10 protein-coding genes are annotated in these 17072 nt (G+C 60.3%); 6 read left to right on the top strand and 4 right to left on the bottom strand.

Annotated elements, in window-relative coordinates; all coding sequences use genetic code 11:
* Nucleotides 1-29: 29 nt before the first annotated feature.
* Genes lolA through cysG form a run of 5 tightly spaced genes read left to right on the top strand, consistent with a single transcriptional unit; the run spans nt 30 to nt 5067 of the window.
* Nucleotides 30-650, top strand: a complete 621-nt coding sequence (gene lolA / locus EQV96_RS05100) for an outer membrane lipoprotein chaperone LolA (protein ID WP_046809214.1) — start codon at nt 30-32, stop codon at nt 648-650.
* 28 nt (nt 651-678) lie between these two features.
* Entirely contained in the window at nt 679-2004 is a 1326-nt protein-coding gene (locus tag EQV96_RS05095) for a replication-associated recombination protein A (RefSeq protein ID WP_095019126.1), read from the top strand.
* Nucleotides 2001-2375 (top strand): fluoride efflux transporter CrcB, encoded by a 375-nt coding sequence (gene crcB / locus EQV96_RS05090; RefSeq protein ID WP_095003285.1) that lies wholly within the window; start codon nt 2001-2003, stop codon nt 2373-2375. The genes EQV96_RS05095 and crcB overlap by 4 nt, the downstream gene beginning before the upstream one ends.
* A 16-nt stretch (nt 2376-2391) precedes the next feature.
* A complete protein-coding gene (gene serS, locus EQV96_RS05085) occupies nt 2392-3672 on the top strand; it encodes a serine--tRNA ligase (RefSeq protein ID WP_130871748.1) in 1281 nt (426 codons plus the stop codon).
* Nucleotides 3673-5067 (top strand): siroheme synthase CysG, encoded by a 1395-nt coding sequence (gene cysG / locus EQV96_RS05080; protein WP_095003283.1) that lies wholly within the window; start codon nt 3673-3675, stop codon nt 5065-5067. It begins immediately after the preceding gene.
* 52 nt (nt 5068-5119) lie between these two features.
* On the opposite strand, the gene EQV96_RS05075 is transcribed toward cysG, so the two are convergent.
* The 3 genes from EQV96_RS05075 to EQV96_RS05065 are packed head-to-tail and all read right to left on the bottom strand — an operon-like array spanning nt 5120 to nt 9852.
* The gene (locus EQV96_RS05075; protein WP_095003282.1) at nt 5120-6307 is read right to left on the bottom strand and encodes an osmoprotectant NAGGN system M42 family peptidase; all 1188 of its coding nucleotides are present in this window, start codon (nt 6305-6307) and stop codon (nt 5120-5122) included.
* A 23-nt stretch (nt 6308-6330) separates the two neighbouring features.
* Complete coding sequence (gene ngg / locus EQV96_RS05070) at nt 6331-8076, bottom strand: N-acetylglutaminylglutamine synthetase (RefSeq protein WP_095019128.1); 1746 nt, start codon at nt 8074-8076, stop codon at nt 6331-6333.
* Nucleotides 8077-8079: 3 nt separating this feature from the next.
* The gene (locus tag EQV96_RS05065; RefSeq protein WP_240881514.1) at nt 8080-9852 is read right to left on the bottom strand and encodes an N-acetylglutaminylglutamine amidotransferase; all 1773 of its coding nucleotides are present in this window, start codon (nt 9850-9852) and stop codon (nt 8080-8082) included.
* Between the two features lie 343 nt (nt 9853-10195).
* Here EQV96_RS05065 and EQV96_RS05060 point away from each other — a divergent pair, with 343 nt between their 5' ends.
* Entirely contained in the window at nt 10196-15010 is a 4815-nt protein-coding gene (locus tag EQV96_RS05060) for an NEL-type E3 ubiquitin ligase domain-containing protein (RefSeq protein WP_240881512.1), read from the top strand.
* Here the strand turns inward: EQV96_RS05060 and mnmC are convergent.
* On the bottom strand, nt 14997-16976 hold the full coding sequence (gene mnmC / locus EQV96_RS05055; RefSeq protein WP_240881510.1) for a bifunctional tRNA (5-methylaminomethyl-2-thiouridine)(34)-methyltransferase MnmD/FAD-dependent 5-carboxymethylaminomethyl-2-thiouridine(34) oxidoreductase MnmC: 1980 nt from the start codon (nt 16974-16976) through the stop codon (nt 14997-14999). The genes EQV96_RS05060 and mnmC overlap by 14 nt on opposite strands.
* Nucleotides 16977-17072 lie beyond the last annotated feature (96 nt).

The following is a 17072-nucleotide window of genomic DNA, read 5'->3' as shown; positions in this document are numbered from 1 at the left end:
GGGCTTCTAACTAATCAATGAGGATGTCCATGCGTTTTGTCAGCATGCTGTTGCTACCGGTACTGGCCTTTTCCTCGCTGTCGGCCCATGCCGACGCCGAGAGTGTGAAGCGTCTTGGCCAACTGTTGGGCTCTGATACCATCACGGCCCGTTTTTCCCAGCTGACCCTCGACGGCAGTGGCACCCAGTTGCAGGAAACTGCCGGCGAAATGTCGGTAAAGCGTCCTGGGCTGTTCTACTGGCACACCGATGCTCCCCAGGAGCAACTGATGGTCTCCGATGGCCAGAAAGTCTCGCTGTGGGACCCGGACCTGGAGCAGGTTACGATCAAGAAACTCGATCAGCGCCTGACCCAGACCCCGGCCTTGTTGCTGTCCGGTGATGTATCAAAAATCAGCGAAAGTTTTGACATCACCTCCAAACAGGCCGGTGATGTAATGGACTTCACCCTCAAGCCCAAGACCAAGGACACCTTGTTCGACTCCCTGCGCCTGTCGTTTCGCGGCGGCAAGATCAACGACATGCAGTTGATCGACAGCGTGGGTCAGCGCACCAACATCCTGTTCACCGGGGTAAAGGTCAACGAGCCGATCCCGGCTTCCAAGTTCAAGTTCGATATCCCGAAAGGGGCTGATGTTATCCAGGAATAAGCCCTGGAAGAGGTTTCAAACGCTGCCCATGGATCTGTTTCGAAGTGCCCCGATAGCCCAGCCACTGGCTGCCCGTTTGCGTGCGGCCAACCTGGACGAGTATGTCGGCCAGCAGCACCTGCTCGCCCGCGGCAAGCCCTTGCGTGAGGCACTGGAGCAGGGTGCACTGCACTCCATGATCTTCTGGGGCCCGCCGGGCGTGGGCAAGACCACCCTGGCGCGGCTGCTGGCGGAAGTCTCGGATGCCCACTTTGAAACGGTCTCGGCGGTCTTGGCCGGGGTCAAGGAGATTCGCCAGGCCGTCGAAATCGCCAAGCAGCAGGCGGGCCAGTATGGGCGCCGCACCATCCTGTTTGTCGACGAAGTGCATCGCTTCAACAAGTCGCAGCAAGATGCCTTTTTGCCCTACGTCGAAGATGGCACCCTGATCTTTATCGGTGCCACCACGGAAAACCCCTCGTTCGAACTGAACAACGCCTTGCTCTCGCGGGCGCGGGTCTATGTGCTCAAAAGCCTGGACGAAGCGGCGCTACGCAAGCTGGTGCAGCGTGCGCTGACCGAAGACAAGGGCCTGGGCAAGCGCGGCCTGACCCTTGGCGAAGAAAGCTTTCAGATTTTGCTGCGGGCGACTGACGGCGATGGCCGGCGCATGCTCAATCTGCTGGAAAACGCTTCGGACCTCGCCGAAGACCACAGCGAAATTGGCACCGAGCTGCTGCACAACCTGCTGGGTGATACCCAGCGTCGTTTCGACAAAGGCGGCGAAGCCTTTTATGACCAGATCTCTGCCTTGCACAAGTCGGTGCGCGGCTCGAATCCTGACGGTGCCCTGTACTGGTTTGCACGCATGATCGACGGCGGCTGCGATCCGCTTTACATCGCCCGGCGCGTGGTACGCATGGCCAGTGAGGATATCGGCAACGCCGACCCGCGAGCTCTGAGCCTGTGCCTGTCGGCCTGGGATGTGCAAGAGCGGCTCGGCAGCCCGGAAGGCGAACTGGCAGTGGCCCAGGCCATCACTTACCTGGCCTGCGCACCGAAAAGCAACGCGGTGTACATGGGTTTCAAGGCCGCACTGCGCAGCGCGGCAGAACACGGCTCGCTGGAAGTGCCGCTGCATTTACGCAATGCGCCGACCAAGCTGATGAAGCAACTGGGTTATGGCGACGAGTATCGCTATGCCCATGACGAGCCTGACGCGTACGCGGCCGGGGAAGACTATTACCCGGACGAACTTGAACCCTTGAACCTGTATCAGCCGGTGCCACGGGGCCTTGAGCTCAAAATCGGCGAAAAGTTGAAATACCTCGCCGCACTGGACCGGGCCAGCCCCAAACAGCGGAGAAAACCGTGATTCCATTGATTGCAGCGGTCTCGGTGGGTGGCATTGCAGGTACATTGTTGCGCTTCGCTACGGGTAACTGGATCAACGCCAATTGGCCGCGGCACTTTTATACCGCGACATTGGCCGTTAATATCGTGGGCTGCCTGCTGATTGGCGTCCTGTACGGACTTTTTCTGATACGCCCGGAAGTACCGATTGAAGTCCGCGCCGGGCTGATGGTCGGTTTCCTGGGTGGCTTGACCACTTTTTCATCCTTTTCACTGGATACGGTGCGCCTGCTGGAAAGCGGGCAGGTGCCACTGGCATTGGGCTATGCGGCCCTCAGCGTATTCGGCGGGCTGCTCGCAACCTGGGCTGGCCTGTCCTTGACCAAACTTTGATAAACGAGAAACCGACATGCTTGATTCCAAACTGTTACGTAGCAACCTGCAGGACGTAGCGGATCGCCTGGCATCCCGTGGCTTCAAGCTGGACGTGGCGCGCATTGACGCGCTGGAAGCCAAGCGTAAAGAAGTCCAGACCCTGACCGAGAAGCTGCAGGCCGAGCGCAATGCCATCTCCAAAAGCATTGGCCAGGCCAAGGCTCGCGGTGAAGATATCGCGCCACTGATGGCCAGCGTCGAGACCATGGGCAGCGACCTGGCCAATGGCAAGGTTGAACTGGAAGCCATCCAGACTGAGCTGGACGCCATCCTGCTGGGCCTGCCGAACCTGCCGGATGCGTCCGTGCCGGTAGGCGCTGACGAAGACGGCAACGTCGAAATCCGTCGCTGGGGCACCCCGACTGCCTTTGATTTCGAGATCAAGGACCATGTCGCCCTGGGCGAGCAGCACGGCTGGCTGGACTTTGAAACCGCCGCCAAACTGTCCGGTGCCCGTTTTGCCTTGCTGCGCGGCCCGATTGCCCGTCTGCATCGTGCTCTGGCACAGTTCATGATCAACCTGCACACCGGTGAGCATGGCTACGAAGAGGCCTACACGCCTTATCTGGTACAGGCCCCGGCGCTGCAAGGCACTGGCCAGTTGCCAAAGTTCGAAGAAGAGCTGTTCAAGATCAGCCGTGAAGGCGAAGCCGATTTCTACCTGATCCCGACCGCTGAGGTCACCCTGACCAATATCGTTGCCGGCGAAATCGTTGAACACAAGGCCCTGCCGATCAAGCTGGTGGCGCACACGCCGTGCTTCCGCAGCGAGGCCGGTGCATCGGGGCGCGATACCCGCGGCATGATCCGTCAGCACCAGTTCGACAAGGTCGAGATGGTCCAGATCGTTGAACCGTCCACCTCGATGGACGCGCTGGAAGGCCTGGTCGGCAATGCCGAGAAGGTTCTGCAACTGCTGCAACTGCCTTACCGCACCCTGGCGCTGTGCACCGGTGACATGGGTTTCAGCGCAGTTAAAACCTACGATCTGGAAGTGTGGGTCCCGAGCCAGGACAAGTACCGCGAAATTTCGTCGTGCTCCAACTGCGGTGATTTCCAGGCCCGTCGCATGCAGGCGCGTTTCCGTAACCCGGAAACCGGCAAGCCGGAACTGGTACACACCCTTAACGGTTCCGGTCTGGCGGTAGGCCGCACCCTGGTAGCCGTGTTGGAAAACTACCAGCAGGCTGACGGTTCGATCCGTGTGCCGGACGTGCTCAAGCCTTACATGGGCGGTATTGAGGTCATCGGCTAAATGGAGTTTCTGCCGCTGTTTCATAACCTGCGTGGCAGCCGTGTACTGGTGGTTGGCGGTGGGGAGATTGCCTTGCGCAAATCCCGCCTGCTGGCCGATGCCGGTGCCGTGCTGCGGGTGGTCGCACCCGCCATGGAGCCACAGTTGTGCGAGTTGATAAACAGCAGCGGTGGCGAACAGGTGCTGCGCGGATATGCCGAGGCCGACCTTGAAGGGTGCGTCCTGATCATCGCCGCCACCGACGATGAGCCACTTAACGCTCAGGTTTCCGCCGACGCCCATCGCCGTTGCGTGCCGGTCAACGTGGTCGACGCGCCCGCCTTGTGCAGCGTGATCTTCCCGGCGATTGTCGACCGTTCGCCGCTGGTAATTGCCATTTCAAGTGGTGGTGATGCGCCCGTGCTGGCGCGGTTGATCCGGGCCAAGATCGAAACCTGGATTCCGTCGACCTACGGCCAGTTGGCGGGCCTTGCGGCGCGCTTCCGTAGCCGGGTCAAAGGCTTGTTTCCGGATGTGCAGCAGCGTCGTGGGTTTTGGGAAGATGTGTTCCAGGGCCCGATTGCCGACCGTTTGCTGGCCGGGCAGGGCGCTGAAGCCGAGCGCTTGCTGCTGGCCAAGATTGAAGGTCAGGCTGTCGAAACCACCGGTGAGGTGTATCTGGTGGGTGCCGGGCCGGGTGATCCCGATCTGCTGACGTTCCGTGCACTGCGCCTGATGCAACAGGCAGACGTGGTGCTCTACGACCGTCTGGTGGCCCCGGCGATTCTTGAACTGTGCCGTCGCGATGCCGAACGTATTTATGTGGGCAAGCGTCGCGCTGAGCATGCGGTGCCACAAGACCAGATCAACCAGCAACTGGTCGATCTGGCCAAGCAGGGCAAGCGCGTGGTGCGGCTCAAAGGTGGCGATCCGTTCATCTTTGGCCGTGGCGGTGAAGAAATCGAAGAGCTGGCCGCCCACGGGATTCCGTTCCAGGTGGTGCCGGGTATTACCGCCGCCAGTGGTTGCGCGGCGTATGCCGGTATTCCGTTGACCCATCGCGACTACGCGCAGTCTGTGCGCTTTGTTACCGGCCACCTGAAAGACGGCACCAGCAACCTGCCCTGGAGCGACCTGGTTGCTCCGGCGCAAACTCTGGTGTTCTACATGGGCCTGGTGGGCTTGCCGATCATCTGCGAGCAGTTGATCAAGCATGGTCGTTCGGCTGATACCCCGGCTGCGTTGATTCAGCAGGGCACTACGTCCAACCAGCGCGTGTTTACCGGTACCCTGGCCGACTTGCCGACATTGGTGGCGGAGCATGAAGTGCATGCGCCTACGCTGGTGATCGTGGGCGAAGTGGTTTTGCTGCGTGAGAAACTGGCATGGTTTGAAGGGGCTCAGGCTCAGGTCTGACGTCTGCCCTCACCCCAACCCTCTCCCTCTGGGAGAGGGTTAGGGCTTTGCTTCAGCTCCGATTTTCCCCCACCAGACTCTCTACCGACGGCACTCGCGTATCGCTTTCCATCTGCGCATCATGTTCGATCTGATGGCTGAAGCGGTCCAGTGAGCCCTGCGCCGGCTGGGCATCGCTGGCAAACACCGGCGGGCTGAGGATGTAGGCACCCAGCAAACGACTCAACGCCGCCAGGCTATCAATATGGGTGCGCTCATACCCGTGGGTGGCATCACAGCCAAACGCCAGTAACGCACAGCGAATATCATGCCCCGCCGTCACGGCCGAATGAGCATCGCTGAAGTAATAACGGAACATGTCCCGGCGCACCGGCAACTCATTGTCACTGGCCAGCCCCAGCAAATGCCGCGACAGGTGATAGTCATAGGGGCCGCCCGAATCCTGCATCGCCACACTGACCGCATGCTCGCTGGAATGTTGGCCCGGAGCCACCGGAGCAATATCAATCCCGACAAACTCGCTCACATCCCACGGCAAGGCCGCTGCCGCACCATTGCCGATTTCTTCGGTGATGGTAAACAGCGGATGACAGTCGATAAGGGGCTGTTCGCCACTGTCGACAATGGCTTTCAGGGCGGCGAGCAGGGCCGCCACACCCGCCTTGTCATCCAGATGCCGCGCACTGATATGGCCACTTTCGGTAAATTCCGGCAGTGGGTCGAACGCTACGAAGTCACCAATATTGACCCCCAGGGAATCGCAATCCGCGCGGGTGGCGCAGTAGGCATCCAGGCGCAACTCGATATGGTCCCAACTGATCGGCAGTTCATCCACGCCGGTATTGAAGGCATGGCCAGAAGCCATTAATGGCAGGACACTGCCACGGATCACGCCGTTGTCGGTAAACAGGCTGACGCGGCTGCCTTCGGCAAACCGGCTCGACCAGCAACCAACAGGTGCCAGCACCAGCCGGCCGTTGTCCTTGATCGCCCGCACGCTGGCGCCAATCGTATCCAGATGCGCGGACACGGCGCGGTCCGGGCTGTTTTTCTGGCCCTTGAGGGTGGCGCGCAAGGTGCCGCGGCGGGTCAGTTCAAAAGGGATCCCCAATTCGTCGAGGCGTTCGGCGACATAGCGCACGATGGTGTCGGTAAAACCGGTGGGGCTGGGAATGGCGAGCATTTCCAGCAATACCCGTTGCAGGTAGTCGAGGTCGGGTTCAGGGAGGCTGCGGTTCATAAAAACTCCTGAGGGCCGGTCAGCTATTGAGCAGGCTGACTGTGGGGAAACAACAGATCGATAAAGCGCTCGGCGGTGGGCTGTGGTTCATGGTTGGCCAGCCCGGCGCGTTCGTTGGCTTCAATAAATACATAGTCGGGTTGGTCGGCGGCGGGCACCATCAGGTCGAGCCCCACCACCGGAATATCCAGGGCTCGGGCTGCGCGAATGGCGGCGTCGGCCAGCACCGGGTGCAGCACGGCGGTGACGTCTTCCAGGCAGCCGCCGGTGTGCAGGTTGGCGGTGCGGCGCACGGCCAGTACTTGCCCGGCGGGCAGGATGCTGTCGTAGTCATAGCCTGCGGCCTGCACGGTGCGCAGGGTTTCAGCGTCCAGCGGGATGCGGCTTTCGCCACCGGTGGCGGCCTGGCGTCGGCGGCTTTGCGCCTCGATCAGGCGCTGAATGCGGTGCTGACCGTCGCCGATCACTTGCGCGGGACGGCGGATGGCGGCAGCCACCACTTCAAAGCCGATCACCACGATGCGCAGGTCGAGGCCTTCGTGAAAGCTCTCGAGCAGCACCCGGCTGTCGAACGCCCGCGCTGCCTCGATGGCCTGTTGCACCTGTTCGATGCTGTCCAGGTCCACCGCTACGCCATTGCCTTGCTCGCCATCCACCGGTTTGACCACCACCCGGCCGTGCTCTTCGACAAACGCCAGGTTGTCATCGGCATTGCCCGCCAGTTGCTGGATCGGCACGTTCAGGCCGGCCAGGCTGAGCACCTTGTGGGTCAGGCACTTGTCCTGGCACAGGCTCATGCTGATGGCGCTGGTCAGGTCGCTGAGGGACTCGCGGCAACGAATCCGTCGCCCGCCGTGGCTAAGGGTGAACAGGCCGGCGGCCGCGTCGTCAATTTGCACGTCGATGCCACGTTTGTAGGCTTCTTCAACGAGGATGCTGGCATAGGGGTTGAGTCCGACTTCGGGGCCAGGCCCTAGAAACAGCGGCTGGTTGATGCCGTTCTTGCGCTTGATGGCAAAGGTCGACAGGGTGCGAAACCCCAGTTTGGCATACAGGTTCTTGGCCTGGGCATTGTCATGCAGCACCGACAGGTCGAGATAGCTCAGGCCGCGGCTCATAAAGTGCTCGACCAAATGCCGCACCAGCACTTCACCCACTCCCGGGCGTGAACAGAGCGGGTCGACCGCCAGGCACCAGAGGCTGCTGCCATTTTCGGGGTCGTTGAATGCGGTGTGATGGTTCAAGCCCATGACACTGCCGATCACCGCGCCGCTGTCCTCGTCTTCGGCCATCCAGTACACCGGGCCGCCGTCGTGGCGCGAGGTCAGCAGGGTCGGGTCGATGGGCAGCATGGAGCGTGACAGGTACAGGGTGTTGATCGCGTTCCAGTCCGCCTCGCTTTGTGCGCGGCGGATACGGAAGCCGCGAAACACGCGGGTGGCCTGGCGGTAATCGGTAAACCACAGGCGCAGCGTATCCGAGGGGTCGAGAAACAGTTGTTGCGGCGACTGCGCCAGCACCTGCTGGGGCGCGGCGACATACAGGGCAATATCGCGCTCGCCGGGCTGCTCGTTGAGCAGCTCTTCGGCCAGGGTGACGGGATCGGGAAAGGTATGCCCGATCAACAGCCGGCCCCAGCCGCAGTGTACGGCCACGGGGCAGGCATTCAGTTCGCTGCCATCCTCGGCAAAGCGGGCTTGCAGGCGTTCATAGGAAGGCGTCTGGCCACGCAGTAAACGCTGGCTATAAGCCGTAGCGAGAGGTTTCATCGATCAGATTCCTTGTTCGCTCAGCCACAGGTTCAGGGCGGCCAGTTGCCACAGCTTGGAGCCGTTGAGGGGGGTCAGCTGGCTTTGCGGGTTGGTCAGCAACTGGTCAAGCATGGCTGGCTGGAACAGGCCGCGATCCTGGCTCGGGTCCAGCAGCAGGTCGCGCACCCAGTTGAGGGTGTTGCCCTGCAAGTGCTTGAGCCCCGGCACCGGGAAATAGCCTTTTTTGCGGTCGATGACTTCGCTGGGGATCACCAGTCGTGCGGCTTCCTTGAGTACCTGCTTACCGCCGTCGGGCAGTTTGAAGCGCGCTGGAATCCGCGCTGACAGCTCGGCCAGGCGGTAATCGAGAAACGGCGTGCGGGCTTCCAGGCCCCAGGCCATGGTCATGTTGTCCACCCGTTTGACCGGGTCATCCACCAGCATCACGGTGCTGTCCAGGCGCAAGGCCTTGTCCACCCCGGCCTGGGCCCCCGGCTGTGCGAAATGCTCACGCACAAAGTCGCCAGCGGCGTCATTGGCTGTCAGCCATTGTGGCTGGACGGTGGCCTTGTACTCGTCGTAACTGCGGTCGAAAAAGGCTTCGCGGTACGCGGCATAAGGATCGCTGGCGCCATCTACTTGTGGATACCAGTGATAGCCGGCAAACAGTTCGTCAGCGCCCTGGCCGCTTTGCACCACCTTGCAATGCTTGGCCACTTCACGCGACAACAGATAAAAGGCGATGCAGTCATGACTGACCATCGGCTCGCTCATGGCGCGGAAGGCCGCTGGCAGTTGCTCGATGATTTCGTGCTCGCCAATGCGCAGTTGGTGATGGCGCGTGCCGTAATGCCGGGCAATCAAATCCGAATACTGGAATTCATCCCCGCGCTCGCCGCCTGCGTCCTCAAAGCCGATGGAGAAAGTCGACAGATCCTGTACGCCCACATCGCGCAACAACCCCACCAACAAACTGGAGTCGACACCGCCAGAGAGCAGCACGCCGACATCCACCGCCGCCCGTTGGCGGATAGCCACGGCTTCGCGGGTGCTGTCGAGGACACGATCGCGCCAATCTTCCAGGGTCAGATTGACTTCATCGGCACGGGGGCCGTAGGGCAGGGTCCACCAGGTTTTTTGCTCGGTGTGGCCATTGGCGTCAATACGCAACCAGGTCGCGGGTGGCAGCTTTTCGATACCGGCAATCAGCGTGCGTGGCGCTGGTACAACGGCATGAAAATTCAGGTAGTGATTAAGCGCCACCGGGTCGAGCATGGGGCTGATATCACCGCCCTTGAGCAGCGCCGGCAGGGTCGAGGCAAAGCGCAAGCGCTCACCGGTACGCGACAGATACAGCGGCTTGACCCCCAGACGATCGCGGGCCAGAAACAGGCGCTGGGCATCGCGTTCCCAGATGGCAAAGGCAAACATGCCATTGAGCTTGGGCAGCAGCGCTTCGCCCCAGGCGTGATAGCCCTTGAGCAGAACTTCGGTATCGCCACCCGAATAAAAGCTGTAGCCCAGGGCTTCAAGCTCGGCGCGCAGCTCGGGGAAGTTATAGATCGCGCCGTTGAAGGCCAGCGACAAACCCAGCTGGCTGTCGATCATCGGTTGGGCTGAACCATCCGACAAATCCATGATTTTCAGGCGGCGATGGCCCAGGGCTATCGGCCCCTGGCTGTGAAAACCCCAGGCATCGGGGCCACGTGGTGCAAGGTAGTGGGTGATGCGTTCGATGGCTGCCAGGTCGGCAGGGTGTTGATCAAAACGTAACTCGCCAGCTAATCCGCACATGGTGTGTAAATCCTTGGTCTTTCGGCATGTGGTGCTACAGGGATGAGTCAGCGTCTTTGCAGGACGCCTGGTAGCGCTTTGGGCCCGGTTTTAAAGGGCGATGCAGTTTTTGACTGCATCGCCAGCCCTTGCGGTGCAAGGCACAAGGCACTCGCTCCGGCATAAATGACCGTGTTTTATCGAGTGACCTGTGCCCGGATCGTTCAATAAAAGTTACAAGTGGTTGTTTTGTCGGGGCTTGGGAGGCCAGCAGGGTTTTGGCTGAAGAGCACTATTTATCTATGTCACATCCCCTGCGACGCCACGTTAGGTTAGGCGCTCTCTGACCTGCAGAAGACCGGATATGCCCCGCCATATGCCCCCGCTGGATGCTCGCGATACCACGCTCAGTGACCTGGAACCCCTGGAGCTGGTCCACAGCCATATGCCCAAATGGTTGTTGGGCGCTGATCCACAGGTCATTGCGGCCATGAATGCATCCATGGCCAGTAGCCGTTTCTATCATGGCCTGGTCGGCAAGAAGTTCGGTGAGCTGCAAAGTGTCGAGGTGTACTGCGGGGCATTGCTGGCAGCCGAGGTCAGGCGTGAGTTCGGGTCGTCACTGAATATTCACCGTGACTATCTGGCGGTGGTGCATGTTCACCTGATCCCCAATATCACGTTGTTCAGTTCCGTTCGCCATTACCTGGTGCATGACGAGCCGAAAACCCTGCTGTGGGCAGCCCTGCAGAATTTTTCGGCCGACGAGGCCCTTGCAAACGGCTTTAATCCGCAAAGCCATATCCGCTACGGTGGCCATCCTCAGCAGATCAGCCCTCTCGAGCCCTGCCACTTTGCCGCGCTATGCCGCAGGCTGGATCTGGGGCTCAAGTATCAACAGTATCTGGAGCATGCTTTGGGCGTTACGGCGTCGGGAACTCCCGGGCCCAGGCATTTGGCGACAGAGTCGAACCTCAGGCTTTTAAAAACCCATGACATGGCGGTCGACGCGCATGTCGCCTACCTCAAGAAACAAATCAGTCAGGCAGCCTATACCACACTGCTTGCCGCCCTGGCTCTGCCCGCCAGTACTGCCCAGGTGCACGGGGTGCAACTGGACGGCAAGCCGATGGTGCCAAGTTCCTTGTCGATACTGGACACGGAAATTGACGGGGTGGTGGTCTTCTCTTCCGACACCTTGTTGTTGCACCCCGGCAACCGCTTGATTGCCTATATCCCCAATGACCCGCGGGCACCCTTGTTCGAGTTCAGTTCATTGCAGGTATTCACCGATGAGTTGAAGCATCGCCTGCTGGATCCGGCGTATGCCAGGTTTTTCTCCCGCTTCACCGCCTTGAATGTACGGCCGCTGTTTATGCAAAAGGTCGCTGGCAGGCCCGAGCATCTGGCCCTTACCGCAACCCCTCTGACCATCAGCGCAGCGCATTACCTGTGCACGGTGCAGCTCAGGAACATGTTTGCCGATGCCCGGCAACTGGCCGTGCCCACCGGCGTGCTGGACGAGCGCGAACGCGAAGAGCGCTGGCAGATGTACAAAACGGCAGGGTTGTTTCTGGTAAACGTCGCGGCCCTTTTTGTGCCGGTGCTGGGCGATCTGATGCTGGCGGTGGCCATTGGGGAGATGCTCAAAGAAGTCTATGAGGGGGTGGAAGACTGGGCCCAGGGCGATGTTGACCATGCTCGCGAGCACTTGCTCAATGTCGCCACGGATCTGGCCGTCAACGCAGGGGTAGTGGTCGGGCTGGGAGCTGTCAAAGCCGCTGCCAGTCGTTTGAGCGCAGCCACCCGGGCGCACTTTGAAGGCTTTCAACCCGTCAGTCGTGATGATGGCACCACCCGGTTATGGAATAAAAACCTGCAGCACTACGAGCATAAAGTAATGGGCGAGCATCGCTATACAGCTGATGCCCAAGGTTTACTCAGCCTTCATGGCAGGCAGTATGTAGACGTGGACGGCAAGCACTATCCTGTCGAATTCGACAGCGAGCGCAGGCAATGGCGCATACCTCATCCGCGCAGGGCCGATGCTTTCAGGCCTGCCTTGCTACATAACAACGAAGGGGCCTGGCAGCATGCCCATGAGCGGCCACTGGAGTGGCAAGACAGTGCGACGCTGCTGGGCCGTTTGGGATCGGCAACAGCAGCACTGGACAGGCAGACACTGGAACGGATTCGGGAACTGACTGACACGGCACCGGGCGTCCTGCGCCGCATGCATCTGGAAAGTCTGGCGCCGCCTTCCTTGCTGAAAGTCAGCCTCAAGCGCTTTGAAATCAACCAGCTTATCGACACCTTTGTCGCACAGATGAGTACCGACCAGTATGCCTCCCGGCGCTGGAGCGAGCTGCAATTACAGCTCTTGCCGGCATTGCCGAAATGGCCAGCGGGCAAGGTGTTGACGGTTGCCGACGATACGGGAAACCGCCTTGCGCACTATGCCAGTGTGATGTGGCCGGCTACGTCCCATATCAACCTGACAAGCTCTGTCGTTGAGCAAGGCAAGTTGCTGGATGCTGTTCTTGCGGCCTTGTCCGACTCACAGGTCAGGGCACTGCTGGGCAATGACCTGCCTGCTCCGGGGGCACTGGCCCGCAGACTGGCCCTGGTATTGGGCAGTCATGCGCGGGATAACAAACGTCAGGTCTTCGAGAGGTTGTATGGGCTTTTCAATATCTCGTCTGCGGCAGAAGCCTTGCCCATCGAACGTGACTTTCCGGGGTTGCCCCGTACGGTAGCGCAAGCGTTGGTTGAGTCGGCCAGTAATCCGCAGCTTGAACATTTGCGCAGGGGCAGAGTGCCGCTGGAACTGGCCGAGCTGGCGCGCATGCACCTGCGTGAGGCCAGGATAAACCGGGCGATCGAAGGCTTTTATCTTGAGCATCAGGCCAATGACGACACTGAGCGGCTGGCCTTGCATTATCTGGATCAACTGCCCGGCTGGCCTGCTGACAAGGCGCTGGAGATTCGCGAAGATTCGATTTCAGGCGCCATGACTCATTATTGGGGCGGCGTACAGACGACCCCACCGCACGTGCTGGTCAAAACGCTGCGGGGCTACGAGCGTTACCGGCCACGCGGTCATGTCCATTTGCTTGAGCCTGGCGGTCCTCTGCCATTATCCACTGCCGTGTTTGAATCCCTGACCGATCTTGAGCGCGATGCCATGGGCTTTGCTGCAAACACGGATGCCCCGGCGTTCAATGCGGCCCTGGCAAAGCGGGCGGCCAATGCCCGTCAGGAGTCCGCCCAGGTGTTGCGCATACAGCCGATCAAACCGGGGTTCAAACCGCCGATTACCCTGGCAGATGGTCAGGTGGGCTACCCCCTGTGCGGAATGACATCCGGTGAGCACTCCTGGGAATTGCAGCGCCGTGTGCGCAGGATTTACTCCGACTTTGAAGATGAGCAAGTCATTGAATACCTCGACACCCTGGTCGAGCGGGGGCTTGAACCGCTCAATATCCTGCGTGAGCGCAAGCGCGAGAGAAGGGCCTTGCTAACGAGCCTGCAAGCCTGGATCGATGCCACTCCGGGTGAAGTTGTTCCGACCGATACCCTATATGACTACCCCGAGAACCGATATCAGGCTGCAGGGCTGATTGAGCGTTGCTGGCGTAAAAACCCCGCTCATATTCCCTGGGCTCACAACGAAGAGTTGCACAGCCTGAGCCTGGACGGCTTTCGATTGGGCAACTTTCCGGATCTGCCAGCCATTGCCGACTTCAGCCATGTGCGGGAATTGAAACTCAGCAACATGAATTGCCGGGACACGGCCAATGCATTCCTTGAACATTTCAGCGGGCTGGTTGCCCTTGAAATGGATAACAATCGCATGGTCAACCTGCCCAGGCAGTTGGAGCGCATGCCCAATCTGCAGCGTTTGTCCCTGGCCCGTAACCTGTTGTATCTGAACCCGGGCAACCTGTCGGTATTGAACTCGCTGGGCAAGCTGCAAGTGCTCAACCTCAATGACAACCTGCTGGGTCCGAACCTTAGCCTCAGTAATCTGGGTTTTTTGCGTCGGGTCTATTTGCGTCGTACCTGGATCGACCAATGGCCGCAAGACCTGATATCCCGCCCGTTTCTTGAGTCGGCCGATCTGCGGGAAAACCGTATTATCGACATACCTGAACATGTCTATCAGGCCTCACCCACTGTGACGCGCAATATTTCCCTGGCCGGCAACCCGTTGTCCGCCACCAGCCGCCTGCGTCTGGCCCGCTATGCCATGCAGGGTGGCAGCAGCATGGGCATCAACAGCGAACAGTTGATGAGCGAGGCGGCGGCGTTCGAGTTCTGGACGGCGGGTATTACCGCTCAGGAATTGCGAAGAAGAGAGCTGTTATGGAACAGCTTGCGAGCCGATGCGGCTTCAGACGATTTTTTTACGGTGCTCAGCCGTTTGACATCGACTGCGGACGCCCATGAAGTGCGTCAGGATTTCAGCCGACGTGTCTGGGAAATGATTGAAGCGGCCAACGAGAGCTCCTCCTTGCGCCGTGATGTGCTGGATATTGCGGCTTCGCCGCGTAGCTGTACAGACAGTGTGGCTTTTACGTTCAGCGAGATGGAAGTGCAAATGGAACTGTCCGGGCTTTCAGGCGCGGGCTCGCCTCAGAAGCAGCAACTGCTGACTCTGGGCAAAGGGCTTTTCAGGCTCGACAGGCTCGCCAGAATCGCCCACGAGCACTTTTTGTTACGCCTTGAGGGGGCAGGCCCGGCACCGGACGAGCTTGAGATGCACCTGGCTTACCGTGTGGGCCTGGCGCGAGCCCTTGAGCTGCCGGGGCAACCTGAAAGCATGGCGTTTAAATCACTGGCCGGGGTGACTCAGGCAGATCTGGACATTGCGCGGCTGGAAGTCGAAAAGGCCGAGAAAACGGCCTCGCTGAACATCTTTATCAGCACCCGCCAGTTTTGGCGGGAGTACTTGATACGTACCCACAGGACGCAATATGGCGCGCTGACCGAGCCGTACTTCGAGGCGTTAAGCAACTTGCTTAAAAGATCTCCAGAAATGAACAGTGAGCGCTATCTGCGCGAGGTCAGCGAAGTTCGCCATCAGATGGACGCGGCTGTCGATGTCTGGAGCCTGCAAAAGACCGAGGCGCTGCTGGCGCCCAAGTCCCTTGAGGGGTCGCCCTCTACAGCCCTTTGATCAGGGCCCGCAGCCCGAACCGGTTCGGCAGGCAGGCTTCGGCCACTGCTCTGGATACGGGCAGGGGTTCATCGTTGATCCAGGCGGCGAGTATTTCGCCAGACAGGGGTGCGGTGATGAGCCCGCGAGAGCCGTGGCCGCTGTTGACGTACAAGCCATCAAGCCACGGGCAGGGGACGTCAGGCACCTGTCGGGCATCCTTGCGCAACACGCCATAGGCGCTGGCGAACTGCTCCGGATCCGCGAGCGGGCCTACAATTGGCAAGTAGTCCGGGCTGGTGCAGCGGAACGCTGCCCATCCACGCAGGGTGTCAGGGTTGAGTTGTTCGTCACCGAGCCGATGGGCCAGGTCCGGTGAGATTTCCTCGAGCAGCTCGAGGTTACCTTGATGCCCCTGCGGGGTGGTGGTCAGGTCTTCGTTATCAAAGTCGAAGCTGGCGCCCAGCGTGTGCTCACCGAGGCGGCCAGGAGCCACATAGCCCTCGGCACACACTACGGTTTTCAATACGGCGCTGGCAGGGGTTTCTACCAGTTGAGTGATTTGCCCGCGAATCCGTTTGAGTGGCAGGCCGCTGCTGGCCGGGAAGCGCTTGACCTCGGCAGCGCCAGCCAGAATGACAACCGGAGCGCTGGCCAGTACCTGGTCGTTGTGGCACGCCTGCCATTGCTCATTGACCTTGTGCAGTTGCAAAATGTCATGGTGGGTCAGCACCCGAACCTTGGGGTGCAGGGCCTGGTAGTGGCAAAGCGCTGGAGGGTGAACCCAGCCGCCTTCGGGGTAGAACAGGCCGCCGTGGGCCAGTTCGATCCCGGCCAGGGCTTGTGCCTGGGGTTGGTCAAGCAGATGCACCAGCGCCGGGGGAAAGGCTGCGGCCAGTTGGGCCTGTCGTGCGGCTTCCTTGGCGTTGAAAGCCAATTGCAGGACCCCGCAATCATCCCAGTCGCGCCCGCGCTGCAGGTGTTCCAGCAGACGACGGGTGTAGCCAAAGCCGCTGACGATCATCTGCGACAAAGTCGTACCGTGTGCCGAGAGCTTGAGGTACAGAACGCCTTGCGGGTTGCCCGACGCTTCCTTGGCCAGTCTTTCGTGGCGCTCCAGCAATATCACCGTCCAGCCGCGGCGGGCCAGGCTATTGGCGCTGGCGCAACCCGACAGGCCGCCACCGATGACCAGTGCTGTACGCGGGCCTTTGATCCGGGGCGGGCGGGCAAACCAGGGTTTGACTGTGGGTGCTGTTGAAGCGGTGTCCGGCAAGCCGACAAAGGTGCCGCGCAGGATTTCCCACTTATGGCCTATGCCTGGCGTGCGGCGCATCTTGAATCCGGCGTCATTCAGTGCGCGGCGTACCCAGCCGGTGCTGGTGAATGTGCTGATTGTCGAATCGGGTGCCGCCAGGCGTGCCAATTGCGCGAACAGTTCCGGGGTCCACATGTCGGGGTTTTTCGCCGGGGCAAAACCGTCGAGAAACCATGCATCAACTTTGGCGTCGAGTTGCGGCAACTGTTCAAGTGCATCGCCGATCAACAACGTGAGCGTGACCCGGCCATCGGCCAGGGTCAGGGTCTGAAAGCCCGGATGGATTGCAAAATACACGGCCAGCAATTGTTCGCAGAGGGGCGTCAGCTCCGGCCACAGGGCCAGCGCGCGTTGCAGGTCGGTGCGGGTCAGCGGGTATTTTTCGACGCTGATGAACTGCAGGCGCGCATCGGGGTGGGCATGTTGCTCGAACAGCTGCCATGCGCACAAAAAATTCAGCCCGGTGCCGAAACCGGTTTCGCCAATAACCAGATGGCCGTCAGCGGGCAGGGCGGCGAAACGCTCTGCAAGGGCGTTCTGTTCGATAAAGACATAGCGGGTTTCTTCAAGCCCCGACTTGTCCGAAAAATACACGTCATCAAACACCCGTGAATGGGGGCGACCTTGGTCATCCCAGTCGATCTGGGCATTGGCAGTTTCAGTAGTCATGTGTGGCTCGGCAACGGCAAGGCAGCCATTCTAGCCGATCAGTCAGGCCGGGACTGATCCATGACAGGTTTGCTCGGTTTCTTCCTGCATATTGCA

Origin of the sequence: Pseudomonas sp. TMW22080 (assembly GCF_022496745.1) — a bacterium.
GTDB classification, from domain to species: domain Bacteria; phylum Pseudomonadota; class Gammaproteobacteria; order Pseudomonadales; family Pseudomonadaceae; genus Aquipseudomonas; species Aquipseudomonas bubulae.
The sequence above is the reverse complement of the archived record's forward strand: the minus strand, read 5'-3'. Positions and strand labels throughout refer to the sequence as shown.